At 58.1% G+C, this 25893-nt stretch carries 13 protein-coding genes; 8 read left to right on the top strand and 5 right to left on the bottom strand.

Annotated features, from left to right (window positions below; translation table 11 throughout):
* Positions 1-138 precede the first annotated feature (138 nt).
* Positions 139-1554, top strand: a complete 1416-nt coding sequence (locus tag IEN85_RS03650) for a polysaccharide deacetylase family protein (protein ID WP_191615707.1) — start codon at positions 139-141, stop codon at positions 1552-1554.
* 478 nt (positions 1555-2032) lie between these two features.
* Here the strand turns inward: IEN85_RS03650 and IEN85_RS03645 are convergent, their stop codons facing one another.
* Together IEN85_RS03645 and IEN85_RS03640 are read right to left on the bottom strand one after the other, a co-directional pair.
* Complete coding sequence (locus IEN85_RS03645; RefSeq protein WP_191615706.1) at positions 2033-3490, bottom strand: MFS transporter; 1458 nt, start codon at positions 3488-3490, stop codon at positions 2033-2035.
* A 209-nt stretch (positions 3491-3699) separates the two neighbouring features.
* Positions 3700-4755, bottom strand: a complete 1056-nt coding sequence (locus IEN85_RS03640) for a LacI family DNA-binding transcriptional regulator (RefSeq protein ID WP_191615705.1) — start codon at positions 4753-4755, stop codon at positions 3700-3702.
* A gap of 370 nt (positions 4756-5125) precedes the next feature.
* Between IEN85_RS03640 and IEN85_RS03635 the strand changes: the two genes are divergently transcribed.
* Positions 5126-6310 (top strand): Gfo/Idh/MocA family protein, encoded by a 1185-nt coding sequence (locus tag IEN85_RS03635; RefSeq protein ID WP_191615704.1) that lies wholly within the window; start codon positions 5126-5128, stop codon positions 6308-6310.
* Between the two features lie 68 nt (positions 6311-6378).
* Here the strand turns inward: IEN85_RS03635 and IEN85_RS03630 are convergent, their stop codons facing one another.
* Positions 6379-7686, bottom strand: a complete 1308-nt coding sequence (locus tag IEN85_RS03630) for an acetylxylan esterase (protein WP_191615703.1) — start codon at positions 7684-7686, stop codon at positions 6379-6381.
* 184 nt (positions 7687-7870) lie between these two features.
* Positions 7871-9148, bottom strand: a complete 1278-nt coding sequence (locus IEN85_RS03625; RefSeq protein ID WP_191615702.1) for an FG-GAP repeat domain-containing protein — start codon at positions 9146-9148, stop codon at positions 7871-7873.
* A 164-nt stretch (positions 9149-9312) separates the two neighbouring features.
* Between IEN85_RS03625 and IEN85_RS03620 the strand changes: the two genes are divergently transcribed.
* The 6 genes from IEN85_RS03620 to IEN85_RS03595 all read left to right on the top strand — a co-directional run bounded on the left by IEN85_RS03620 (position 9313) and on the right by IEN85_RS03595 (position 22319).
* Complete coding sequence (locus IEN85_RS03620; protein ID WP_191615701.1) at positions 9313-11181, top strand: tetratricopeptide repeat protein; 1869 nt, start codon at positions 9313-9315, stop codon at positions 11179-11181.
* Positions 11182-11313: 132 nt separating this feature from the next.
* Positions 11314-12921 (top strand): right-handed parallel beta-helix repeat-containing protein, encoded by a 1608-nt coding sequence (locus tag IEN85_RS03615; RefSeq protein ID WP_191615700.1) that lies wholly within the window; start codon positions 11314-11316, stop codon positions 12919-12921.
* A 4-nt stretch (positions 12922-12925) separates the two neighbouring features.
* Positions 12926-15700, top strand: a complete 2775-nt coding sequence (locus IEN85_RS03610; protein ID WP_191615699.1) for a polysaccharide lyase family 8 super-sandwich domain-containing protein — start codon at positions 12926-12928, stop codon at positions 15698-15700.
* Positions 15701-15722: 22 nt separating this feature from the next.
* Complete coding sequence (locus IEN85_RS03605) at positions 15723-17717, top strand: glycoside hydrolase family 88 protein (RefSeq protein WP_191615698.1); 1995 nt, start codon at positions 15723-15725, stop codon at positions 17715-17717.
* Between the two features lie 204 nt (positions 17718-17921).
* Positions 17922-20879 carry a TonB-dependent siderophore receptor gene (locus tag IEN85_RS03600; protein WP_191615697.1) on the top strand — a complete coding sequence of 986 codons (2958 nt, stop codon included), beginning with the start codon at positions 17922-17924 and terminating at the stop codon, positions 20877-20879.
* Between the two features lie 120 nt (positions 20880-20999).
* The gene (locus IEN85_RS03595) at positions 21000-22319 is read left to right on the top strand and encodes a glycoside hydrolase family 28 protein (protein ID WP_191615696.1); all 1320 of its coding nucleotides are present in this window, start codon (positions 21000-21002) and stop codon (positions 22317-22319) included.
* A gap of 217 nt (positions 22320-22536) precedes the next feature.
* On the opposite strand, the gene IEN85_RS03590 is transcribed toward IEN85_RS03595, so the two are convergent.
* Entirely contained in the window at positions 22537-25824 is a 3288-nt protein-coding gene (locus tag IEN85_RS03590) for a TonB-dependent receptor plug domain-containing protein (protein WP_191615695.1), read from the bottom strand.
* Between the last annotated feature and the right edge of the window lie 69 nt (positions 25825-25893).

The following is a 25893-nucleotide window of genomic DNA, read 5'->3' as shown; positions in this document are numbered from 1 at the left end:
TGGCTTTAGCTTGATGGCGCGAGAGGCATGGACCTGTGACTAAGTCTACGGGGGTGAATAGTTAGTCATAGTCGCTTGGCTTTCGTCGAGTCCGCATTCGAGCGAGAGTGCTAGCCTCCCCAATCTCTATTTTAACCTATGAAAAAACGTAAGATCCTCTTTTTGCCTCACGGCAACTTGCAATATTCCCAGCTCGACCCCGAGAAGCGTGGTTGGGTCGCTCAGCAGTCGTACGAACCGCTGTTCGATCTCGTGGCATCCGACGACCGCTATCGGATAGGATTCGAGGCGAGCGGAAAGACGCTCGAGATCATGGCCGAACAGTATCCAAAGTCTCTCGACAAGCTGAAGGCCCTTGTAAAAGAAGGCCGTATCGAGGGTGTCGCTTCGCCGCACACCCATATCATGCTGTCCAATATCGATCCGGAGATCGGTTTCCATAGCTTGCTCGATGGCCTGGATTCCTGGGAGCGCTATGTGGGAGTGCGTCCGGAAACGGGTTGGAATCCCGAGTGCAGTTGGGCGGAGTACCTGCCGTCGATCTACCGCGAGGCGGGGTTCAAGAATTTGATTGGCGACGCGGACAGCCTTTTCTTGTCCTTCGACGAGATCCGCGAGGCGACGGGCCTGAGCTACGACGTGCGCAGCCACAGCAACAAGAACAAGCTCTTCCGCATCGAAGACTACATCAAGGACAAGCCAGACTTCCTGCGACTGTTGACGAACCCCACGGAGCTTTCCAATGGACTGCGCTTGATCTTCCGTTCCGACATGATGGCGAATCCAATGCTTTGGTACCTGATGGGAGCGACGGAAGGCAATCGCGAGACGCCAGTTCAGCTAGAGGAAATTCGCGAAAGCCTCGAGCGTTGGTCCCAACGTGTCGAAGAGACCGGCAGCTTTATCATGCCCTACGCGGAGGATGCTGAATACATCGGCACCAGCGCTTACTTTTACGTCAAGCAGTTCAATGAAGCCCGCTTCTTCGAGCCGATGCCCGAGAGCGTGGACCGATTCAAGGAGCTTCTCGATGTGTCACTGGACCTTGGATACGAGCTGGGAACACCCGCGGAGGTCATCGAGTCCAGTCAAGAGATCATCAAGTCTGACCAAGTGTACAAGGTCGACAACGGGATCGCCTGGCACGGGGGAACTGCCAAGGCTTGGGCCAATACGGTTTATTCCCGAATCATGGATCCGGTTTGCCGCGACATCCATGACGGCTTGCGCCGCGTGAGCCAGCGCTTGGGCACGGACTTCGGCACCATGCGTGACGACTTGCAAGAGGCTCGCCGTTTGCTGACGAACGCGTGGGTTTCCGATAGCCGCTGGCCGCCGCTTCCGACAACCCCTGGCCGCTTTAACGTGAAGGAGTCGATCGCCGATCTCAAGGAGGCGAACACGGTTCTCGAGAATGTTATCGTAACGGTTGGTCTCGTGGAGCTGAAATCGCTTTATAGCCCGGAACTGATTCGTACGCAGATCGCAAGTATCGAGGAAGAGCTGATGGCGATGGAATACTTCGAGGAAAGCGTGGTGTCGGTTAAGGCCTAGCGTTTCTTCATTTGTTTGTAGTGTAGTTCTAAGTTAGATGAGTAAGCCCACGCTCGGGGGAGCGTGGGCTTTTTCGTGCTTGGGTGAAAGGGGAGGCGAAGCGTTAGGCCCGAATAGGTGGCTTGTGTTCTTTTGCCCACGACGGAGCGACGCGGAGATGGCGAAGCAATGAGCAGGAATGGGGATGGGATAATTGGGTGTGCCTTTAGACAACCACAAATGCCGCGGATCGTCACAGATGTTGGATACGGTTGGATTTGAGGGAGTGGCTGGTACTGCAGTGAGGTCCTGTCTTGCTCCTTGTTTAGGCTAGCTCTGTGCAGAGGTGCTTGGCTTGGCCTGGTTGGTGCCAGCTTGTTAGGTGCTCTTTGTGGGAAGCGACCTTGTGTCGCGATTGCGTTGCTGGAAATCGCGTGACAACAGTCTTTGCTCGGCAATCGAGCTACGCCTCGCCGAGAGCACGCTTCCCACTCTTCGCTTAGACGACTTTGCCGCGGCGGTCTTCCAGGTCGCTCTTGAGCTTTATGACGCCGTCGTCGGTAAGTGGATACTTGCGGGCAATGATGTAGGCGACTGTGAGCAGGGCGGCGGGAATGAGCGAGTAGCAGAGGCGGATGGAGAGGATGGCTCCGTCGCCTTGGTCGGCGCCTTTGGAGACGTCGAAACCGGTGATATCGAGCATGGAGTTGGAGACGAGCAGGGTGCCGGTGAGGGCGACCTTTTCGATCCAGTTGGCCACGGCTGCGTACATGCCTTCGCGGCGCATGCCGGTGCTGAGCTCGTCGTAGTCGGCGGTGTCGGCCTTCATGGGATCGATCAGGACCCAGAAGCCGGAGAATGCGGGCGAGAGGGCCAGCATGGTCACGAATTGCAGCCAAGGGGCGTGGGGCGTGTAGCTGAAGAACTTGGAGGCGGAGGCGATGATACCGATGAAGAGGCACCATTGCAGGACCTTGAGCTTGCCCACGCGGTTGGCGATCTTGCTGACGATGGGAACGGCGACGAGGCCGGCCACGCCGTAGAGGGTCATGGCGAGGGCGTGGTACTTGGCGCCCTGTTCGGTGTCTCCGGGGAAGACGTAGTAGCTGTTCACGTAGATGCCCAGAATGTTGACCATGCTGGTGCCTATGAGCATGCCGACCACGATGGAGACGAGGCAGCGGAAAGGGCGGTTGACGAGCGTAAGTTTGACTGCTTTGACGAGCTTTACCTTTTGCTGTTTGGCGGCTCGTTTCTCGAAGCGTTCGCGAGTGTTGAACACGGCGGGGATGGCGAGTAGGATGAAGAGTCCGCCGATGATGAGGCCTACAGCGCGGAAGCCGGAGATGGTGCTTTCGAAGAAGTCGAGTTGGGCGATGACGAAGATCCAGGGGGCGATGAAGTTTATGATCTTCGTACACATGGCCCGGTAGGTTTGGATCCGCAGGCGCTCGTTGGTGTCGGAGCTGAGTTCGTATCCGAGCGTCAAGTACGGTACGCCGTAGACCGTGAACGCGGTGAAGAACATCAGGCAGGTGACGAGGAAGTAGATGAAGGTGGCGGTTTGTCCCCAGTCGACGGGTACGAGCCACATCACGGGAAAGGTGATGGCGCAGAGGATGGCTCCGAGGGCGATGAAGGGGCGGCGGCGTCCCCAGCGGGTGCGGGTGTTGTCGCTGAGGGAGCCCATGAGGGGGTCGGTGAAGCCGTCCCATAGGCGTACGATGGCCATGACGGTTCCGACGAAGGAGGGGCTGAGACCGAGGGTTAGGTTGTAGAGCGGGTTGGCGATTTGCATGACCCCGCTGGAGCCGAGCATGAAGGGGATGGTCCCGATGGCGTAGGAGAGCTTTTCCTTGAGGGAGGTGCGGTACTCGCCCTCGTTGGCGGGCGTTTGGGCGTCGCTTGAGGACGCGGGTGCGTTGGCGCTGGGTGTCTCGGGGTTTTCTGGCTTCATGGTTTTGGGAGGATCCCAGCACAGTCGGGAAGGGCGGTGTTTCGCAACGGTTGGAAGGATGCTTAATTATGCATAAGCATCGAGGCGTCGGCTCTCGTTTACCGTAAGCTAAGTTCTCCGGAGAATTCTAGGCCGCAATTGTTTTGGGGGAGCGAGCATGCGTCGCGATCAGCCTCTCTGCAATCGCGACACGAGGTCGCTTCCTACAACTAGAAGGTTTCTCCGTCGTGCCAGGTGGACTGCACGAGCAGGCGTTCGTAGGTGCGGGGGAGGCCGGCGTGGTTGCGTGTGATTTGGGAAGCGATGTTCTCCACGGCCCGTTGGCCCATGAGTTCGCGGTTGCCGATGAGTCCGCTGTCGTCGCCGTTGAGGCGGGCCCGGATGTCGAGGCAGATGAAGGGGAGGTCTTTGCCGATGGTCTTGCCTTCGCGATCCAGTATCTTTTGCAGGTGCGGGCGGGTTCCGAGTTCGCCGATAACGACGTCGGGTTGGGCTTGCTGCATCCATGCGGTCATTTTCTCGTCGATACAGGCACGCTCTTCTTCGGTTTCGTGGCGGAAGAGGTGGATCATTGCGTCCGGATCGATTCCGTTTTCCAAAGCGATACGGCGGAAGCTGTCGGTGAAGGCGTAGTCGATGCGTTCGTTTTGCGTTTTGGAGACGGCGAGGCCGATTCGCTTGTGGCCGCGATCGAGGGCGGTACGGAAGGCGACAGTGATGGAGTGGTAGTTGTCCGGCATGATGCAGTTGACCGGCGTGTGGGCGAAATTGTAGCCGAGTGATACGTAGGCGAATTCGGGCAGTTCGAAGATGGGTTGGGTGAATATCCAGTGTCCGCTGGCTAGGGCGAAGACGACGCCCTTGACGCCGCGATGGCGCAGGATGCTGGCAAAGCGTTCGGAGGAGATCTCGCCAGAGTCGAACTTGAGGGCTTCGAGATTGAAGCCGAGGGCCTCGGACTTGTCCTTCACGCCCTTGTAGTACTCGAAGTTGCTGAAGGGGGTGTTGGGGTCGGGCTTGTTGCCGACGTAGACGAAGGCGATGCTGGCGTTGGCGCTTTTGGCGTTGAGGTAACGTCGGGAAGTGACCAAGGCGCGGAGCATGGGGTCGGGGCGGTAGCCCAACTGGTCAGCCGTCTGCTTGATGGTGTTTTTCAGGTCCTCGGCCACGCGGTGGTCGTCGTTCAAGGCTCTGGAAACGGTGACTTGGCTGCAGCCGACTTTGCGGGCGATATCGGCTTGGGTGACGCGGAAGTTCTGGTTCATCGATCGATTGGGGGGAGATTTTGCACGGAAGGGAGACGAAGCGAAGGGGGGAGTGATGGCTGTTGGAGAGGTTGGGCGTTTGTTCTAGTATGCGCGAGTGGGCGTCGGGGTCAAAGGGGCAGCGAGCGGCGAAGTCCCTTCGGGAGGGTGATGTACGAGCTTGGGGAGGCTGGTTGGCGGAGCAAGCGTTGGCTTTATGGTTATTTAGTCACAGGGGGAGCGTTGAAGTAAGGGGGGCAAAATGGGCTTTTGGTTAGCGGTCGTCGCTTTGCGTGCGATTCTCACCCGGTACAGGCCGCTCGCGCTTGGCTCCGTGCCCTCGCCAAGGGTACCCCGAATTTCTTTAACTACCAACAAGAGTCCTAGTTACATGATAAAAGCAGCTTTGATCGGCGTCTCGAGTTACGGTCGCGTGCACTTGAGAATGATCGACCACATGGTGGCGAAGGGAAGGCTCGAGCTGGTAGCGGCTACGGTAATCAACCAAGAGGAGGAGGCTGAACTTTGCGCAAAGCTGGAGGCGGGCGGTTGCCAGCTGTTTCGGGATTACAAGGAGATGCTGGCGGCGTGGAACGGGCGTCTGGACCTGTGCATGATTCCGACTCCGATCTTTTTGCACGAGGATATGACGCTGGACGCTTTGGACGCAGGCGCGAACGTTTTGATCGAGAAGCCGCTTGCTCCGGAGCTAAGCGCTTGCCGAAGGATCGCTGAGCGGGCGGAGAAACGGGGGCGTTTCGTTGCGGTCGGCTTCCAGAAGATGCATTGCCCGGCGACTCGCCGCATCAAGCGAGACCTTCTATCAGGCGTCTTGGGCGAGTTGCGGGAGATTCGCGGTATTACGCTCTGGCCTCGCGGCTTGGACTATTTCTCCCGCAACGCTTGGGCAGGACGCCTTCGGGCGGGCGACTCGCTTGTGCTCGATTCTCCAGTGAGCAATGCGGCCGCCCATTTCTTGCATTTGATGCTCTATTGGGCGGGGGCGGATTTGAATGAAGTCGCCTCCATCGCCGAAACCCTGCGCGCCGAGACCTTCCGGGCCAACGATATTGAAAATTTCGATACAGCCTGTTTGCGCGGAACCACCAAGGAAGGCGTACCGGTGACCTTTGTCGCCTCGCATGCGTGCCGGCAGACGGTAAACCCGACGATCCGCATTGTGGGGAGCAAGGGCGAGATCGAGTGGATCAAGGACGAAGCAGCCTACTACCGCGTCGATGGCGAAGCGGAGCGAACGGTCGCTCTGAGCGGCGACGAGGAAGAGGTTCGCGCTATGATCGAGGCGATCGTTTGTCGGATAGAGGGAACGGCTGCCGACCTCTGCGAGCCCGAGCAAGCCATTCCGCACACGGAAGTGGTGGAAACGCTGTACCGCGAGGTGGAAACGCAAACGGTAGCCGAAGAGTTTATCGAAGAGATTGAGACCGCTGAGGGGCGCTTTCGAGTTGTGAAAGGCTTGGAAGAGGCTGCGGTCAATGCCTTTGAGCGCGGCGCCCTGTTCAGCGAAGTCGGCGTTCGCTGGGATGCAGGCAAGCCACTGCCGCTGCGGAAATAGGTATCCGTGGGAAGCGATCTTCTGTCGCGATTGACAGGGGGCGGCGCAAGGCCGCTTCCTACGAGCCGCTACTTTTGTCCGGCGATCCGCAGGATGCGCTGGAATGTCTCATCGCGGAATGCGTCGGAGGGGCCGTGGCCCATGTCGACTTGGATGGTGAGGTCCTTGGGCGCGGTGATGACGTTGTAAGCTGAATACATGCTGGTGGGTGGGCAGACGGTGTCGTTGTAGCCGAAGGCGAAGCTGCCGGGCACGGTGAGGCGTTTGGCGAAATTTACGCCGTCGTAGTAGGCGGTGGTGGCGATCATGTCCTCGTGGCGGTAGCGCTCGTAGTTGAACATCTTGGGCCAGCCTCCGGCACGGTCGTGCAGGGTGCCAGTGACGTCGCAGTAGGCCGGGTAGTTGGCGACGAGTCCGGTGACCCGCTTGTCGAGAGCAGCAGTTACGATACTGAGGAATCCGCCTTGGCTACCGCCGTAGACGATGAGGGTTTCGCCGTCCCAATTCGGATGCGAGGTAAGCACGTCGAGGGCCTTGACGCAGCCGAGGAAAACGCGGCGGAAGTAGTACTCCTCGCGGTCGTTGAGATTGTAGGCCCAGTAGTTGTGCAGACCAGCGTATCTGAGATTGGGATACACGTCACCTTCAAGGTCGATGGGGATGCTGTGGATGCCGATTTGGAAGGCGATGAAGCCGGCTTCGGCGAGTTCGACATTTCCCGAGTAGGAGCGTACGCCGGCTCCTGGGACTTGCAGCACGGCGGGGAATTTTCCTTCCTTGTTCGGTTCGGTGAGCACGCCGTAGAAAGGAGCTTCACCGTTGAGCTTACCCCATGATTGGTAGCGGACCTTGTAGACGTTTGCTCCCGGTGTATTGAGTTCCGAATACGGGGTTTTGAGGGGGCGCAGGTCTATCTTTTTGAGGGACTCTAGTTGACCGTTCCAGAAGGAATCGAAGTCGGCGGGTTCGGTTTGAGTGGGACGGATCTTCTCGGGACTGAAAGCCGCGGTGGCCTTGGCGGAGTAGCTTTTTCCGTCGATCGTCACGGTGGCGATGCAGCGGAGGAAGCCAGGCTGGTCGAGGGGATCGGCTTGGAAAGTGAAGCGCCCGTCGCTCAAGGTGGCGGTTTGGCTGTTGCCCTCGTAGAACTCTGGTCCGACGCGGTAGCTGAGCTCGACGTCGTTGAGCGGGTTGCCGTGGGCGTTGAGGGAGACGGTGAATGAGATGGGGTCGCCTACGGCGTAGGTCCAGTCGGCTCGGTCGGGAGCGACCGTCAGCTCGGGAATTTGCAGGAAGGTTGGGTTCTCGGCTTGGGCTTTGGCAATGAATGCAAGGCTCAGGCACGCGAAGAGGAGTGTGTTCAGGGCGTGTTTCATATTTGTGCAGTTGGTTAACTCTACTTTATTTGATGATTGGGTCGGTTAAAGTTGAAGGGGCGGCGTTCATCGCAGCACTGCAGAATTAGGATCGAACGGACGCGGCGTGGCGCCTTTCGGCTTCGCTCAAGATCCATGACGAGCGCCAGCCCTACAGCTTGTTTAAGAAATCAGATCGAAGTTCTCAGGGGGAATTTGAGTTGATCTTGTTGTGGTCATCGCGGGTCCAAAGGGTGATGCGGCTGAGATTCTCGAAGGGTGGGTAGGCTTGGAAGGCGCCGGTGACGAGCTCGAGGGTGCCGTCATGGTCAAAGTCGGCGGAATCGACTACGACGAGGTGGGTGGGCTCCCGAGCGAGGGGATGAAGCTGGTAGCTGCCGTCCGGCTGGGCGAAGTAGGCGGCGAGCGAGGTGGGCTTGTTTTCCCAATGGTTGAAGCAACTGGTAAGGAGAATGTCGAGGCGTCCGTCGTCGTTGAGGTCGGCGGCATGCGGGCTGAAAGCGCCGGGGAAGTCGGCGATGCGTCGGGTGCGGAAGCGGCCGCTTTCGTTGAAGAGGATTTGCAGGCCGTGGTGCGGGCGGGGGCCGGGGCGGGCGTAGTCGAAGCCGTCGCCGTTGGTGTAGAGAACGTCGAGATCGCCGTCGGCGTCGATGTCAGCGAGGGAGAGTCCACTGCTGCCGAAGTCTTGGTTGCTGGAGGCGAAGATGACTTGGTTTCGGAAGTCGCCTTTTCCGTTGCCCTTGAAGAAGTGGACTTCTTCCCACTGTTGGGAAATAAGGGCGACGATGTCGAGATGGCCGTCGCCGTCGAGGTCGGCGATGGGGGTGTGGATGGCTCCGGGCAGCGCGAGCAGCGGGTGGCTGGCGAATTGCCAGTTGCCCTTGTTTTCCAACCAACGCACTTCGCCTTGCTCGTATCCAAATTGCCCTACGGCGAGGTCGAGGTCACCGTCGCCGTCGAGGTCTCCCGCTTGCAGATCGGTGACGCGGGCGAGCTGGCTGCCGATGACGCGTCGCTCGAAGACGAGCGGGTCGGTCTGCTCGAGAATTTCGATGGAGCCGATTTTTTGATTGCTGGGAAAGATGACGCCCATGCAGGCGACAAGGATGTCGAGGTCGCCGTCTTGGTCGAAGTCGCTGGCTTCCACGTGGGCGGGGCCGGCGGTTTGCTCGTTGAGGGAGCGCTCGGTGAAGCCGAGGGCGCCGTCGCCAAAGAGGGCGGAGATGCGGTGCAGGCGGCCGTCGGCGAAAATGACGTCGAGATGGCCGTCCCCGTCGAGGTCGGCAATGCAGAGGTCGGTGATCCAGGCCTCGCTTTGGGCTAGCTCGCCGATGGGCTGTGGGGTGTAGGTGCGGGTGGGCGTTGGGCTGTCGGCGGATGGGGCGGCAGGAAGTGTCAGCTGGGATGCCAGAGCCGCGGCAAGGAAGGGAATAGGTCGAAGTTTGCTTGGTATTCGGGGCATCGCGGGGTGCGTAGGAGTGCGGCCAGCCTGCTGGGACTACGGAGATTTTTAAAGCGATGAATATTTAGTCATGGCGAATCAGCGTGGGAGACGGATTTTCCGCTAGGCCTGTGCGGTGTAAAGGTGAGAGAGTCGGTTTTGCGTCCCATTCACCCCCGATTTAGATGAGTTTCGTGTTATCCCGACTGCGTTTTTTCGCTTCCTTCCTTATTGAAGGAAGGCTGAGGGCGTACCTGAAGCGGGAGTTGTTGGATAGCTTCCTCGGAAGGGGACTTGGACGTCTTCGGAGAAGCCGTCCCTCCTTGCGGCTGGGAATTTGGCTGCTAGCGGCGGGCATGGGTCAGGCCGCGGCTCGGGGGGATGCGGCGGAATGGGTGGCTCCCGAAATGGGTGAAGCCGAGCTGCTGGAGGACGCTGCGTTTGCGAAGGCCTACAGGGAGCTGCGGGAGGCGGGGCTCGATTCGCTGGAGGAGGTTTTTCGGCTGGGGCAATTCTATCAGGCCAACGCTTTTCTGGAGGAGGCGGCGACTTGCTATCGGCAGGTCGCAGGCGCGGCAGGCGGCCAGTTGGGGGCACGGGCTCGCTACCTCTTGTCTGTCGTAGAAGAGGCTCGGGGAAATTTCGCGGAAGCGGAGGATATTTTACAGCGGCTGCGGGAGGAGGGAGTAGAGACTCCGATGGGGCTCCTACGTTTGGCGGATCTGCGGGCGGCGAACGGTGGCGATGCGGAAGCGTTGTACGAGGCATGCTTGTCGCGAGAGGCGAGCTTTGCGGGGGCCTCGATTGCCTTGGCCAAAAGGGCGATGCGGGGCGGAGACATGGAGGCTGCGAAGCGGCGCTTGCGGGAGTGCCTGCGCCGAGAGCCGGAGTGCGGGGACGCGGCTTTGCTCTTGGCGAATATTTACGCAGCGGACGGAGAGCAAGCCCTAGCGGAACGTTTTTTAGAGATCGGGCAAGCCAATCCGCGTCATACCGCGGACCGGGATCCATGGTTGGAGGCCTTGCAAGAGTATCGATTTGGCGAATACCGACTGGCTTGCGATGCGGACGAGCTTTTCACGGCTTTGCGGTTCGAGGAGGCGAGGGCTGTTTTTGAGCGGGGATTGAAACTGTATCCGAAAAGCGGTGACCTGTGGCTGGGATTGGCGAAGCTAGAGTTCGCCTCGGATCGCCGAAGGGAGGCTTTCGCGGCTTTGCAGCGGGCCGTTTCCAGTCCGGATGCCACGGGACAGGCGTACTTTATTTTCGCCGACGAACGCTATCGGGACGGTGACAGGCAAGGTGCCTTGGAGATTTGTGACGCGGCGAGAGGGGCGGGATTGCTTACCGCTCGAACGGCGTTGCTCGAAGCGCGGTGCTGGCGGGAGTTGGGAGACTTGGAGGCGACGCGAGACGCCTTGGATCGCGGCTTGGCAGATTTTCGCTACGATTCGGATTTATTGGAAGCGAGCGGGGACTTGGCCCGAGAAGAAGGGCGAGCTGAGCTGGCTTTGCGGCATTACGAGTCGGCCCTGCAAATGCGGCCGATGGCGGCGGCGCTCTATGCGAAGCTGCTGGCGACGGCGATTGCGGAGAGGGCTTGGCTGGCTGCGGAGCGAAGTTTGCAGCTGCTGGCTGCCCGGATGCCGCAGGAGGGGTCGCTGCGGCGCTTGAAATCTCAATACTGGTTGGCCCGGGCCCTCGAGTTCGAGGAATCGGAAGAGCGGGAGGCGTGGCTGTCGGCGTTGCGGTCGGCCTATGAGAGCGATGCCGCGAGCGAGCCATTGTTTCGGCAGGTGGCCTCTCGTTTGGCAGGAAACGGGGAGTGGCTGGAGTTGAGTCAACTGGCCAGCGACGCCAGAGCGCATCTGAGCGAGAGCCTTCACGTGTACAAGATGGAAGGAGCTGCTCTGTTGCAGCTCGGTCGCATCGAAGAGGGAATTGGCTGCTTGCGGCAGGCGCGGGCGAAGGCGAGCGCGAGCGGCGATTGGGAGGAAGCGCAACGCTTGGCGGCCATGATCGCGAAATTGGCAGGGAAGGCCGGTTCTGTTTAGTCATTCAAGGAGGGATTGTTTGCGAATGCGAAGCGTTGCTAAATGGAGGTTTTTATTATGAGACTTTATGCCCTTATCCTATGTCTCGCCGCTGCTTGTTTTGGTAGCAGCTCCTGCGCGAGGACTTCTGCCGTGCAGGCCGTGGCGACCTTCGAATGCATCGGTTTACGTTGGGCTCCCGAACAGGGGGCGAGCGAGATCGAGTGCTCGGTACGCTATCGCGCGCAAGGCGAAGGCGAATGGAAAGAGGCTCTGCCGCTGTGGTTTGACGATTATGCGCACGAAGAAGCTCCGCAGTTTAGCAACGAGTATCGCGGCAGCATTGTCGGCTTGCGGGAAGGCGTTCGCTACGAGGTCGAGCTGAGTTTGGCGGGAGGGCTTGCGAGCCAAACGGTGACGGTGGAAACCAGAAGTTCCGACTTCAAGATCGCTCGAGTCGTTACCTTGCCGGAGCGTATTGAAGAGACGATTGCGATCAGCGAAGGTGGAAATCCGAAGGATGGATACGTGCTGTATCAAGCAGGCGAGAAGGGAACGGTCGTCGATGGTCGCAACAGCGACCGGGTGAACGTTTTGGTAGAAGCGGATTTCGTGATCATTCGCGGGCTTACGCTCGTGAACGCGTCGCAGCATGGCATCGAGTTGGGCAAGGTCCAGGACGTGGTGATCGAGGACTGCGATATTTCAGGTTGGGGACAGGACTTGGACGACGGTTGGGGACGCAACTTCGACTCGGCTGTCTTTCATGAAACGGCGGAGGGAGAAGAAAAGACCCTGAAGCGAATCGTGATCCAGAACAACTCAATGCATCACCCGCGGGCCAACTCGAACTCCTGGACGCAGGCGCGCGAGAGCCGCAACGGTAGCCGCCACCCGATCGGCCCGCAAGGCATCTCGTTTATCAATGCGGAAGGCGAAATCGTGGTGCGTCACAATCGCATCTACTCCGATTGGGAGCATATGTTCAACGATGCCATGGGCGAGTGGCATAATTTTGGATACGGAGGGTTTCCGGTGCGTGATTCCGATATTTACGGGAATTGGATTTCCCACTGTTGGGACGATGGGCTGGAGATCGAGGGCGCGAACCAGAACGTGCGGGTTTGGGGCAACGTGATCGACAGCACCTTCGGAGCGATTGCGACGGCTGGCACCTCGGTGGGACCCTGCTATGTTTTTCGCAACATCTACCTGCGTTCGCGCAAGGGCCCCGATGCCTATCGCGGGCAGTTTTTCCTCAAGCTCGGAGGGGAGCCGAGGAGCGAGGCTTACACCAAGGGCCGAATCTACGTTTTTCATAACACGATTTTGCAGCCCGCACCGTGGGAGGGAACGGACGAGACTTCCGGGGCTCAGGCCGGTTTGAAGTTCAGCACGCAGCGAAAGGTGCAGGTCAACGTTCAGAGCCGGAACAACATCTTGTGGTTGCGGCACGACAATGGCCACGCAGTTTACGACGGGCAATCCACCGAGTTGAACGACTTCAACTACGACCTCTACAACGGGCGGGTACAGGCCCATCCGTCGAGCGAGAGCGAGGGGATCCATGGAGTTCCTGTATTTGCCGCGTCATTACGTGAAGGAGCCATCTGGGCAATGCCGCTGGCGGAAGAAAGCCCCGGCTACGATGCAGGAGCTCGGCTGCCGAACTTTAACGACGATTACTTTGGGAATGGCCCGGACATGGGCGCCATCGAGTCGGGAAAGCCCTTGCCGGGATACTTTCCGATAGAGCGATAGGGATATGGGGATTTTGCAAAGAGGGATGCTTGTCGCGGTCGGCTCGGCTTTGGCGGGAACGCTTGCAGCAGCTGAGAATACGAGGGAGTTGTGGGTGGCTGCGGAGAGTGCCATCGCGATCGATGGAGACTTTTCCGATTGGGAACAGCTTGCAGGATCGCCGACGGAAGAAGGCGGTTTTCACTTCCAAGCTGCCTGGCAAGGGGCGGAGCTTTACCTGAGGGCCCGAGCGGAGGGCGGCGTCGATTTTTGGCAGGCCCATGCCAATGACTTTTTCAATTTCGGCATCGACCTGGGCAACGACAGCGACTTTAGCTACGAGGCTGACGACTTCCACTTTTTGGTAGGGGCTCCGGATGAAGACGAACAAGTATCTGTTTCATTGATACGAACTGGAGCGGCATCGGTTGAAACGATAGAGGTGATTGATGTGGCGGGCAAGCGGACCGCTACGAGCTACCAATGGGAGCTGTCCGTGTCGCTCGAGCAGCTTGGAGGAGGGCGCTTGAGAAATGGGCAGTCTATCGGATTTCGCATCGAGCGACGCCTGGCGGACTCGGGTCCGGGACCGTTCTTGATGCCGATTCTTTGGGGTGATTTGGCGATGGTGGGAGAGGACGGCCAGCTCAGCTCTGAAGCCAGGCGCCGAGTACTCGACCAGCAAGCGGAGATGGCGGAGCGTTATCGGAATCACCAAGCCGATCCAGCCAAGCCGGAGCGTATCGACGAGAAGACGCGGCAGGACTTGCAGCGATTGGCGAACCGCTTCATCGAATTGCAGGAGGAAGAGGTCAGCGAGTCAGAAATCGACGAATGGATTGCGAGGCAGTTGCCTGACGGACGGTGGCCAGAGTTCGAGTACGGCCATACCGACTCGGTGAGCGCAACCAGTCGCATGTATCATCTCTATCGCTTACGGAAGCTAGCTTACGCACGCGAGAAAATGGGTCTGTCCGCGGGCAAGCGAAGAAAGATTCTCAAGGCTGTGTATCGAGGTATAGACTACACCATAGCGGAGGATCTTTGGCATCGGAATTGGTACTACAATGAAATTGGCTATCCTTTGGAGTTCGCTCGTATTGGGCTCTATCTGAGAGACGATCTTGAAGGTGAACGCCGGGAATCGGTTCTGAATGTCATGCGGCGAGCCAAGCGTCCCATGACGGGGCAGAACCTGATCTGGATCAACAAGATCACCATGATCCGCGGCTTGTTAGAGGAGAATCCGGCCTTGGTGGAGAGAGCGATCCAGCGGATTGCGGAAACGGTGCAAGTGGAGGAAGGGGAAGGCTTGCAGGCGGACTTCAGTTTTCACCAGCACGGAGCTCAGCTTTACTCGCACGGTTACGGAGCCAAATTCGTGGCCGATCTGACGGAGGTGATGTACATGGCACATGGCGGTCGCTTCCAGTTCTCGGAGGAGAAGCGGGAGTTGGTTCTCGGAATGCTCTTGGATGGCAACCGCTGGATGGTGCGAGGCACCTTTGCCGACTTCGGAGCGCTCGGGCGCATGGTTTCGGTGGAGGACAAGGACTCCGGCTATTTGGCGCCGGTGGCCCAGCTTTGGCTGGAGATGGAAGATGGACGCGAGCGGGAGCTGGAGCGACTTATTGCTTCTACGCAAGGAAAGGGGCCTGATCTTTTGGAGGGCAACCGCTACTTTTATCGCTCCGAATTTATGGTACATCGGCGGAAAGCGTTTTATGCATCGGTAAAGGCGTATTCGAAATTCCTGACAGGAACGGAGTCAATAAACCGTCAAGGGCTGAAAAGCTATTACCTTCCCGATGGTTCCACATTTTTCGTACAGGACGGCGAGGAGTATAAGAACATTCAAGCCATTTGGGATTGGAGACGTATACCCGGCGTAACCGGAGTTGTATCGGAGGAGCCAATACCGGAACTCAATCACAGGGTGGTACGGACCAAAGGGAATACGGACTTCGTGGGTGGCGCTAGTGACGGTTGGCGAGGAGCGGCGGTGTACGACTACCAGCGCGAAGGGGTGAAGGCTTTGAAAAGCTATTTCGCTTTCGACTGGGGCATGGTGATGCTCGGCGCGGGAATCGAGTCGGACCGCGAAGAGCCGCTGCAAACGTCCGTGGAGCAGCGCTTCGCGGAGGGAAGCGCTTATCTTTTGCGGAAAGGCGCGTCTCGAGTGGAAGTTCTGGAGGGGATACGCGAGCTGGGCAAGGCGTCGGAGCCGCTGGGCGTATGGCATGACGGAGCCCTGTATTATTTGCCGGAGGGGCAGCGTTTCTCTGCGGGGAGCCAAGTTCAAAAAGGATCGTGGCGAGAGCTGCGTCAGACCGGAAGCCCAATGGAAGTCGAGGGTAATGTCTTTTCGCTTACGCTTGCCCATGGGGTGAAGCCACAGTCAGGGAATTATGAATACGCGGTGCTTAGCGCGGCGAAGAGAGAGCAGGGAGAGCAGTTGGTGGAAACGGTTCCCTATCGCGTTCTGGCTAATACGAAGCAAGTGCAAGCGGTCGCCGATACGGAAGGCCGGCATCGCCAGTTCGTTTTTCACCAAGCGGGGCGTTGCGAGCTGGCTGACGGTGCTTGGGTTGCGGCGAGCGAGCGCTGCGTGCTGCTTGTCTCGCAGGATGGCGAAGGCGAGTTTGTGCTGACCGCTGCGGATCCTTCGCGACGCGGTGGAGAGCTTGTGGTGAGCCTTGGAGATGCCGAAGGAAGGCAGGCTGAGGCGGTCTTTCATTTGCCTCGCTCGTCGATGCGAGGAGGCGATTCCGCGAGTTTGAGAATTAAAGTCGAAGAGTAAGAAAAGAGAAAAGTTTAAGATTATGAAGATAGAGAAACTAGCGAAGCGTTCGATTGGAGGAGCGGCGGCTATGGCAGTCGCGGCACTGTTTGCAGTGGGGTGCAGCCCCAGCTCGGAAGAGAATGAGGCGGCAGCTGTGGAGGCGGAAGTGCGTCGCGTGGCGGATTGGATACTGGACAATCCGAGCGGGCGGGACACGCGTCACTGGGTGATCGCTCCGCTCTACGATGGGCTTTTGCGAGCGGCTCATGCGACGGGCGACGAGCGCTATTTGGCGACTGTCGTGGAACTCGGAGAGCAATCGGTTTGGTTGCCGGGCCCGCGTCGCTACCATGCCGATGACCACGCAGTGGGGCACGCATGGCTGGATATCTATTTTATGGATTCTGAACGCAAGGAGCGATTGAATCCGTTCGTGGAACGCTTTGAGGAGATCTTTGCGGAACCTCGCTTGGAGGAACTCGACTACCGCGACAAGAAGAAGTATCCAGATGTCGACGTCAGTGATCGCTGGACATGGTGCGACGCCCTCTACATGGCCCCGCCGACGCTGGCCCGCTTGCATGCGGCGACAGGCGACGAGCGCTACCTCGAGTTTTTGGAGCGAGAGTTCACTTTCACCTACGAGGAATTGTACGACGAAGAGGAGAAACTCTTTTTCCGCGACACGCGTTTCCTCGATCGTCGCACGGAAAATGGGAAGAAGATTTTTTGGAGTCGGGGCAACGGTTGGGTTTACGGCGGCTTGGCTCTGACTCTGGAGTATTTGCCTGAGTCCTACGCTTACCGAACGTTCTTGGAAGAGCTCTTTGTGGAAATGACCGAAGGCGTTTTGCAGGCGCAGCAAGAGGACGGACTCTGGCGTCCGTCCTTGCGTGATCCCGAGCAGATCGCAGTGGGCGAAACCAGCGGCTCCGGCTTTTTTGCCTTCGGTTTGGCTTGGGGCATCAACAACGGATATCTTGATCGCGAGACCTACTTGCCTCGCTTGGAGGCAGCTTGGGAGGGCTTGCTCACTCGCGTGGAGGAAAGCGGTCGCGTGGGATACGTGCAACGGATCGGTTCCGCTCCCGATACTCTGACGGCTAAGGAAACGGAAGACTATGGCGTGGGCGCGGTTTTGTTGGCCGGGGCTGAATACCTGCGCGTGCTCGGCGAGTCCGAGCAAGCCTTGAGCGGAGAACTACTGGGCAAGGCGGAGGCGCTGCTCGCCAAGGATGAAGGCAAGCCACGTGGGTTTGCCCGCTTGGTGCCCGAGCGCAAGGACGATATTGCGTTTGAGAACGACGTGGTCGCTTTCCGCGTCTATGGGCCTGCCTTGCGCGATTCCCAGGAGCGGAGCGGTGTGGATGCTTGGACGAAGAAGGTGGACTACCCGATTATCAACAAGTGGTACGAAGGCGATCTCAAGCATGGAAAGAGCTATCATCAGGATACGGGAGAGGGATTCGATGGATACAAGGTCGGCCCCACGGTCGGCGCGGGCGGCACCGGGCTCTGGGTGAACGGATCGCTGTTGCAAGCCAACGTCTACGATCGGGGCTTCGTCAATTGGAGCGCGAGGGATACGGCATCTATCACGGTTGAGTACGAGTATCCGGAAACCGAGTACGGTAAGGTTACGGAAAAGAAGACGATCACGTTGCACTTGGGCGATCGTTACTACGAAGCGGTTTCGCGGTTCTATTATACGGGAACCTGGAACCTCGTAAAGGACTTGCCGGTGGCGGTCGGTTTGGTTGCCCAGTCGGAAAAGCCGGAGATTTGGACGGATGAGGAAAATGCGTCTGTCGGTATTTGGGATGCGTTCCATGGGGGGGCGCTTGGCACGGCGGTACAGCTCGTGGACAAAGAGAGTTTCACCGCGTTTGCCTCGGCGGACGCGGGACAAGAGCTAATAGTCGGCAAGACGGACGAGAACGGAGAGTTTCGTTTTCGCAGTGGCTTCGGCTGGACCGGGGAAGTCGAGCTAGCGGATTTCGAAGCTTGGAAGAAGCTCTGGGAGACGTCTCAGTAATAGGGTTTGGGAACTCCGCTTGGCCGGCTTTATCAAAGCGGCCAAGCTGTTTATGAATATGTTTACGATGGTTGTTTAGTCATAGCTAGGGCGGTTGCTGGTTGGAACCGTCTCTTGCTTAGTAGTCGATCATACCAAGGTGGCTCAAAATCTAATGGGGGAGCCCCCTTTCAAACCTACAAAACTGAATACCCTTCTATCCCTATGAGAAAAATAGATACAAAACCGAATTGGCGGCCGACCTTTGGCGTTGCGGCTTGCCTGGCCATGGTGGGCGCAAGCGGTGGACTTGCTCAATCCATGGAAGAAATGGACGACGAGGTCTTTGAGCTCAGTCCTTTCGAAGTTTCAGCCGGCGAAGAACAAGGTTACCGTGCCACCAGCTCTTTGCTGGGTGGTCGTACGTCTACCGGCATGAAGGACATCGCCAACTCGGTCGATGTTATCACTAAGGATCTCATGGAGGACTTGGCGATTACCGACGTGCAGGACATGGCAGCCATCGCCAACAATGTGGAGCCGGCGGAAGTTGGTTTCGCGAACGGTAACGGTGAAGAGCGCGAAGCATGGAATTTCAACTACCTGACGATCCGCGGATTCAAGGTAGGCACGGCGACTCGCAACTTCATGAACTTGGAGACTTCGGTAGAAGCCTACAACGCACAGAGCGTAGACTTTTCCAAGGGTCCGAACGCGGTTCTCTTCGGTCTCGGCGATCCAGGTGGATCCTACAACTACTCCACCAAAGTACCTTTCTTCACGGACGAAAATAAGGTTTCTTATAAAATCGGCAGCGAAGGTGGACAGCGCGCGACCGCTGACATCAACAAGGTTCTCATCGAAGACAAGCTTGCCCTTCGCGTAAACGCATTGAGCCAGGATTGGGAGTACTTCCACAAGCCAGGCTACACGGTGTCGGATGCCTTGCATGCTTCCTTGCGTTGGAAGCCGACGGAAAAGACCACGCTCACTTTGAGCCACGAGTATAATAATGTAGACCGTGCGTATCCAAGGAAGGTGTTCAGCGCTGACCAATACTCTACTTTCCTCGATGCGGGAAGTCCAGAGGTCGTCGACTTCTATATTGCAGAAGACGATCCCCGTAACCCGAATGGTATATCGCAAGGCAACGCAATTTTGCTTGCAGGTTCGGATACAGCGGTTGATCGACGGGACTACGATTTGAGAATCATCGGTACTGCCTACATCGTGAGTGACCGCGAGTCGGCCACTCGTTCTCGCTGGCTGCTGGCCGAGCGAGCCACGGAAAACGGTCTGTCTGTCGACAATCCGCAGAACCTGATCGATGCTGGTTACCCACTTAACTACCAGCCTGCAGGTACGAATACGCTGTCCGATACTCGCTTCAATGTGACGGAGTTTAATCTTCAGCAGAAGCTGACTGAGGATCTGTATTTGGACTTCTCTTACGGTAAGGCTGAGCAGCAAAAGCTCTCAACTCACTCCGTAAACACCGCTCTCCGCATCGAGCCGGAAGCCGGTGAGCACTTCGGCGAGTACTACACTGCGACTTCGCGTCCAATGCAACTGCGTCGCTACTGGGATATCGAAGACTATCGTCTGTCGCTATCCTATGACTTCGACTTCGGTGAGCGTAGTGACATTTTCGGCACGCACCGTTTGGCGGCGATGGTCGAAGAAAATGAAAAGAACGAAGTTTGGGACCAATGGCGTATGGTGACCACCGGCACTCCTGATGGTCCGATCACGACTTCGAACTTCGCAGCTAGCAGCTTGCGTCCGCTCTTCAAGGAATACTTCGACCCGAGCGCTGGCGAGTACTACTCCTCGGATTGGAGAGACAGCTACTGGGATAAGGAGACGATGAACATCGACGGTTACACTTTCGAGTGGACCAAGACTGACGGATGGGCCAACAAGAACCAGACTTACAAGTTGGATACAAAGCTGTACGTCTTGCAGAGCCGTTTCTGGAACGATCGCATCGTAACCTCTATCGGCTATCGTGACGAGTCCCGTGAAGAGTGGCTGGCCCAGGCAGTGACGGGAGATCGTAGCAATCCCTACACCATCGTTGTTCCTGAGTTCGGTTATGTAGAAGGAACGCCCGCTGGTGACATCTCTTTCCGCAATGCCGCGCTTCCAGAGCAGAGCACCGGTTTCAACTCTGGTATCTCTCGCAACCATGGCGTCGTCTTCCACGCTACCGATTGGATCAGCTTCTCCTACAGCAAGGCCAATAGCATTGGTTTGCCTTCGGAGAGTGAAGACATCTACGGTGAGCTTCTCGGCGCGACCGACGGGGTAACTGATGAGTACGGAGTGCGCTTCAACCTTTGGGAAGATCGCTTGAATATCTCGCTCAATGCATACGAGACAGTGGCACAACAGACGCGTCAGTTCTCTGCCTTCATTCAGGACCTGAAGGCGATCGAAACGATCCTCTACAGCAATCCAGATGTGACTGGCTCGACCGAAGACCTGCTCGAAGGGGGAGGCTCTCACTCTCGCTCCGACGAGGTGGCGGAAGGTGTCGAACTCATCGTTAATGGTCGCTTCGGCAATGGTTGGACTTTCCGCCTTTCCGGTCGCCAAAACGAGACGATTATCAACGAAGCAGGTACAGACATGCTAGACTACTTCGCAGGACGTCGCTCCGTGTATGCAAATCCAGACTACGCGAACCTGACGACTGAAAGCGGTTCGACGACTTTGGGAAGCTACCTGAACACAGCTGACTACGAGGCTGCAAAGATTGTTGCCTTGCAGGGCAACCAGAACTTCCCGTCCTCCGAGTATCGTATGAACGGTGTGGTTAAGTACAGCTTCCAGGGCGACTCTGCCTTGAAGGGCGCATCTGTCGGCTCCAGCTTCAGCTGGGCAAGCGCTCCCATCATCGGTTACTTCGAGGATGCTGATGGCAACTTCGACGTCTCCCGTGCTGCCAAGGGAGAAGAGCGTACCACCGTCGACTTCTTCGCGACTTACGGACGTCCGATCAACGACAAAGTTGATTGGCGCGTACAGTTCAACGTGAAGAACGTCTTCGACGACGACGATCCTTACGTCATCGAAAAGCGCAGCATTGGTACGGACCCATCGACATTCGAGTGGCAAGACTACAAGTGGCGTCCAACAGACGGCCTCACTTGGTCGCTCACTAACTCGTTCATCTTCTAGGGTCCTAAGAATTTAGGCAATTGATTCATCAGTGGCTGCGCCGAAAGACGGCGTGGCCACTTTTTTGTAGATACAAGGATACGAAAAATCGTGGCACGAAGCCACTTTCCACAATTTAATATGCTGAACGAAAAAGAGAATAGTCTTGGTTACGAGAGGGTAGAGGTGGAGGCTCCTTTTGAAATGCCGTGTATCCGGATTGCGGATTTCAAGAAGTGCCCGAGGCGATCGATCGTGGAATTTGGCGCTTTGCCGGAGGATCGTGCCGCAACGACACACGCTTTGGCGCTTGCCATTGCGAACGCCAGTGCCGCTGGAGGTGGCGTGGTGGTCGTTCCCGAGGGCAAATGGCTTTGCTCGGGCATTCGATTCAAGAGCAACGTCAATTTGCACCTGGAGCGTGGGGCACGGCTTTCGTTTTCGGGAGCCCCAGAGGACTACCTGCCGGCGGTTTCTTCGAGCTGGGAAGGTTTCGAGTGTCTCAACTATGCGCCGTTGATTTATGGATACGAGTGCGAGAACGTTGCGATCAGTGGCGAGGGGACTCTGGTGGCGGAGATGGAGGTTTGGGAAGAGTGGTTCGCCCGGCCGCCAGCTCACATGGAGGGCTTGAAGCGGCTTTACGAGATGGGCTCGAAAGACTGGCCGCTTGATATGCGCGACATGACGGAGGGCGATGCCAATCTCCGTCCGCAGTTCGTGCAGTTTAACCGCTGTCGGCATGTACTGATCGAAGGCGTATCCATCGTGAACAGCCCGTTTTGGGTGCTGCATCCGTTTCTTTGCGAAGACGTGGTGATCCGCAGGGTTTCCGTGAAAGCCCACGGGCACAACAACGACGGCGTTGATCCGGAGATGTGCCAGAACCTATTGATCGAGGATTGCGTGTTCGACCAGGGTGATGACGCGATTGCCATCAAGTCAGGGCGAAATCGGGACGCTTGGCGGATCGGGGTGCCGACTCGCAATGTGGTGATCCGCAATTGCGAGGTGAAGAATGCCCATCAGCTCTTGGCGGTGGGCACGGAGCTGTCGGCGGGAGTGGAGAATGTGCTGGTGGAGAATTGCCGTCTCGACAAGTCGATCGGCGAGGTCGGGCATCTCCTTTATATCAAGACCAACGAGCGTCGTGGCGGGTGGGTGCGCAACGTGTGGATGCGGGATATCGAAGCTGGAGATCTTAGAAAGGGTATCCTAGGAATCGATACGGATGTGCTCTTCCAGTGGCGCGATCTGGTGCCTACCTATGAAAAGCGTATGACTCGCATCGAGTCTGTGCGGGTTGAGAATATTCGGGTCGGAGAGGTGGGATACGTGTATCGGATCCTTGGCGACGAACGTTTGCCCGTCGCTGATGTACGGATGTCTGGCATCAAATACGAGTCCGCCCGAGAGGCGAATGAAGTGCGCAACGCTCAGGCTGTGGATTGCCCCGAATAGCCTAGAGCGTTTTTCGTATGATTTGACGCGGTAAATCGCGTGACAAGCACGCTTCCACAGGAACTTGTGGTGATGAGTAGTGCGACAGGATAAACGGAAAACGCTCTAGAAATCTCTCTTCGTTCGGATACAAAAACGCCACTTGCGCTTTCGAGCGCAAGTGGCGTTGATTTTTAAGGGCCTCGCTTGTGAAGCGGCCTTCCAGGCTTAGCTTCGTTTAGAAGGTAAAGCTGGAGGAGAGTTCCCAGCGACGCTCTTCAGGAATGCGATAGATGGCGTGGGTTCCATCCGGTTGGGCAATGGTCGGTACGAGGTCGTCCTCGTCCAGCAGATTGCGGATGTTGAACTGGATCTTCCAGTTGACCTTGTCGTTCATGATCGGGCGTTGGTAACCAACCCAGACGTCGAGGTTTGACTCGTTCGGTCCGAAGAACGGGTTGGCAACGTCGATAATGCGATCGCCGTTGGGAGCTTCGGTGATCGGGTAGCCGATCGCTGACTCGGACTGCCAGCGGTAGGCTCCGCCGACGTTCCACGTGTCGTTGAGACGGTAGTTGGCCACCGCATTGGCCCGCCACTCGCGCAGCTCCTGGCGGATCGCTCCGTCTTGGGCGACCACTGAGCGAATCTCGTTGGCGATAGACTCTGCTTGCTGGGCGAGGGTGACTCCGCCTTGTGTGATGACGAGTCCCTGGCCGACAGGACCGGTCCAGTTGTCGTAGAGGCTTTCGCCGTTGGATCCGACTGCGTCTTCGAAGAAGAACTTGCGCAGGGCGGCGCCGCTGTTGTCGCGGATGGCTTCCTGTTTGGCGACGTTGAGGACGAGGCTCAGGCGTTGGTTCGGGTTGTAGACCGTCTCGAGCTCGAAGCCGGAGGAGCTAGACTCGGTGACGCCGACGACGTTGCCCGGGTCGCTGAAGGTCGCGGTGCCGTCTGGGAGGCGAATCACGTTGAAGGTGTCCAACAAGAACTGCGGCGGCGCGATGTAGCCCGACTCGAAGGGGATGCCGTCGCCGTTCGGATCTGGATTGAGGCCGAAGCGAGTGGTCTCGATGAGGCGCACGTACTGGCGGTTCACGATCTCGCGGATCTGGGTGGAGATGGTGCCTTCGCTCACGTTGACCTGATCGGTCTCGTACCATGTGGCCCGGATGTGGAGCTTGTTTTCGAACATCGAGAGACCGATGCTCTTGTCCGTGTTCTTGCCCTGTGGGGAGGAGATGCGCTCACCATAGACGTTGAAGCGGGAGGTGGTCGGCTGGAAGTTGGACGAATCGTTGTAGTACAGGCTGATGCGATCGATCCAGCTTACCTTCTCGGTTACGCTGTCCGGGAGGTGGAAGGCCACGCCCCAGGAGAAGGTGTCGCTCTTGTCATTGAAGGTCGATTCTGTTGGCAGGGTGTAGACGTCCGGATCGACGATGCGCGAACCTTGCGGGTGCAGCGGGGCTGGACCGGCGTCGTATGTGGTCAGCTCGTCTTCTCTCCAGCCGAGGGTGGCCACCAGCAGGTCGTCCCAGAAGTAGCTTTGGGAGACGAGGGCGATCGATTCGACTTCCGAGCGGCCGAAGTCGGCGTCTTCCGGAGCGATGGTCAGCTGGCGGTCGTTGTTGAAAACGTTCAGCGGGATGACTTCCGCCTCAGCGCTGGCGCCTTGTTCCTTGAGGAAAAAGACGGCGTCGTTGCCGGTCAGGTTAAAGGCCGATAGGCTGCGTTCGGTGTAGAGGCGCGGGATGTTGGCGCCGGCTGGGGAATCCATGTCGGCTAGGCTGCCGCCCAGATAGTGGATCGCTCCGAAGCGGGGGCCTTGGCCATTGCTGATGCTGGAGCTGGCTCCGTGCGTGAACTCTGAACCGGCGTAGGTGGTGGCTCCGTAGCGAGACTGAGCTTCGCGGGTCTGCTCGCTGAGCACCCCGGTGAGGACGTGACGGCCGAGCAGACGGCCAAGCAGGTCGTTGTTGGTTTTCTCGCGCAGGTCCAGATCGTAGAATGCGGTGGCCCGCCAGGCGCTGCGTTCCGCTTCGTCGTAGTACATTTTGGGTACATTGACGACGTAGGGACGGCCGAAGTTGGCATTGGGCGTGCCGTCGATCATGGTCAGAGCGTTGTCGATTGCGATGGTGGCGTTACGCTCGTCGCCTAGCAGCGAGCCGTTTGCGTTGCTCATCTCCTGCTGGTCGAAGGTGAGCTCGATGCCCGCCTTGTTGTCGAGGAAGAGCTGCTCGAGGGTGAGGTTCCACGCTTCGAACTCGGAGTCCTCGTACTTGTTGGGACCGTCGATGAGGTTGTTGCGGAAGTCGAAGATGCTGGTGTCGGTCAGGCTGGGCTGCTGGTAGAAGCCCCAATCCGGGTCGCCGGCTTGACGGAGAGCGTTGCTTACCCGTGTGATGCCGGTGTGTACGGCGGTGGTGCGGGTGCCGCTGGGGAAGGTCCAGTTGGAGAGCACGAACTGGCGTCCGATGATGTTTTGGCCGGCGGTAGCTGCTGGGTCAGCGGGAATGGGTGACGTTTCGTCCGGGTAGATGACCACTGGGTTGCGCAGGGCGCCTCCCATCGGCTCGGCCTCGGAGCGATTTCGGTTGCCGTAGGGGGTGTTGCCCGGATCGAAGGTGAACTTCGGTTCGGAGGCCGGATCCCACGGATCGAACCAAGACGTGATGTTGTCCGAGGGTGGCGTGATGCGGGGGCGGTTGGCCTCGATCTCGCCCTTCTCGTAGTTGCCGCGTAAGGACAGCTTCGCAAGGGCTCCGTCTGAGTTGGCGAAGGGCTTGCTGTCGAGGGAAACGAATAGGCGGGAGTCGTTCTCGAAAGCTGGCTTTTGCTGGAACTTTTGGCGGTCTTCCAGGCCGATGATGCGGATGGCCAACTGGTCTTCGATCACCACGCGGTTGATGTCGAGCACGCCTCGAATGGAGCCGTAGGATCCGACTTTAGCCTCGACGGTGGTGCTGTCCTCGTAGAGCGCGGTTTCCGTAGAATTGTTGATGATACCTGCGGGGCTTCCCAGGCCGAAGAGGATGGAGTTCGCGCCGCGATTCACCTCGACGCGGCTGGTATTGTAGGAGTCGAAGGGAATGTCAGTGGCGAAGTAGTTTCGGGTCAGGTCCGCGGAAGCGAGGCCGCGCACGCGGTTGCGGCCGGTGGCGCTGGCTCGACTGGTTCGCTCGTCGGCAAATCCGCTCGAAGCGCCGGTAGCGGAGAAGTTGCCGCCTGAGCCTCCGATTTCCGTCCCGACGGTGTAGACGAGTAGGCTCTTGGCGTCGGTGGATCCAGTGTCGTCCATGAACTCCTCGGTTACCACCGAGATGGACGCGCTTACGTCCTGCAGGGAGGAACGCAGACGTGAGCCGGCGAGAGTACTGGTAGCCATGTATCCAGTATCCTCGTTGGCAGACACGACGAAAGGAGAGAGTTCGAAGGTGTCGTCCTCGTCGTCAGACTGGGCATAGGTTGGAAGCGTCGCGAATAGGGGAGCTCCCAATATTAAGAGGGGTATTTTTTTCATAGGGTGATTTGGTGTTTTAGCCCCCGCGTTGACTGGCGGGGTTGGTTTGTGTTTTTGGTTCCTTAATAG

This window comes from Pelagicoccus enzymogenes, assembly GCF_014803405.1.
Taxonomy (GTDB): Bacteria; Verrucomicrobiota; Verrucomicrobiia; order Opitutales; family Opitutaceae; genus Pelagicoccus; species Pelagicoccus enzymogenes.
The sequence above is the reverse complement of the archived record's forward strand: the minus strand, read 5'-3'. Positions and strand labels throughout refer to the sequence as shown.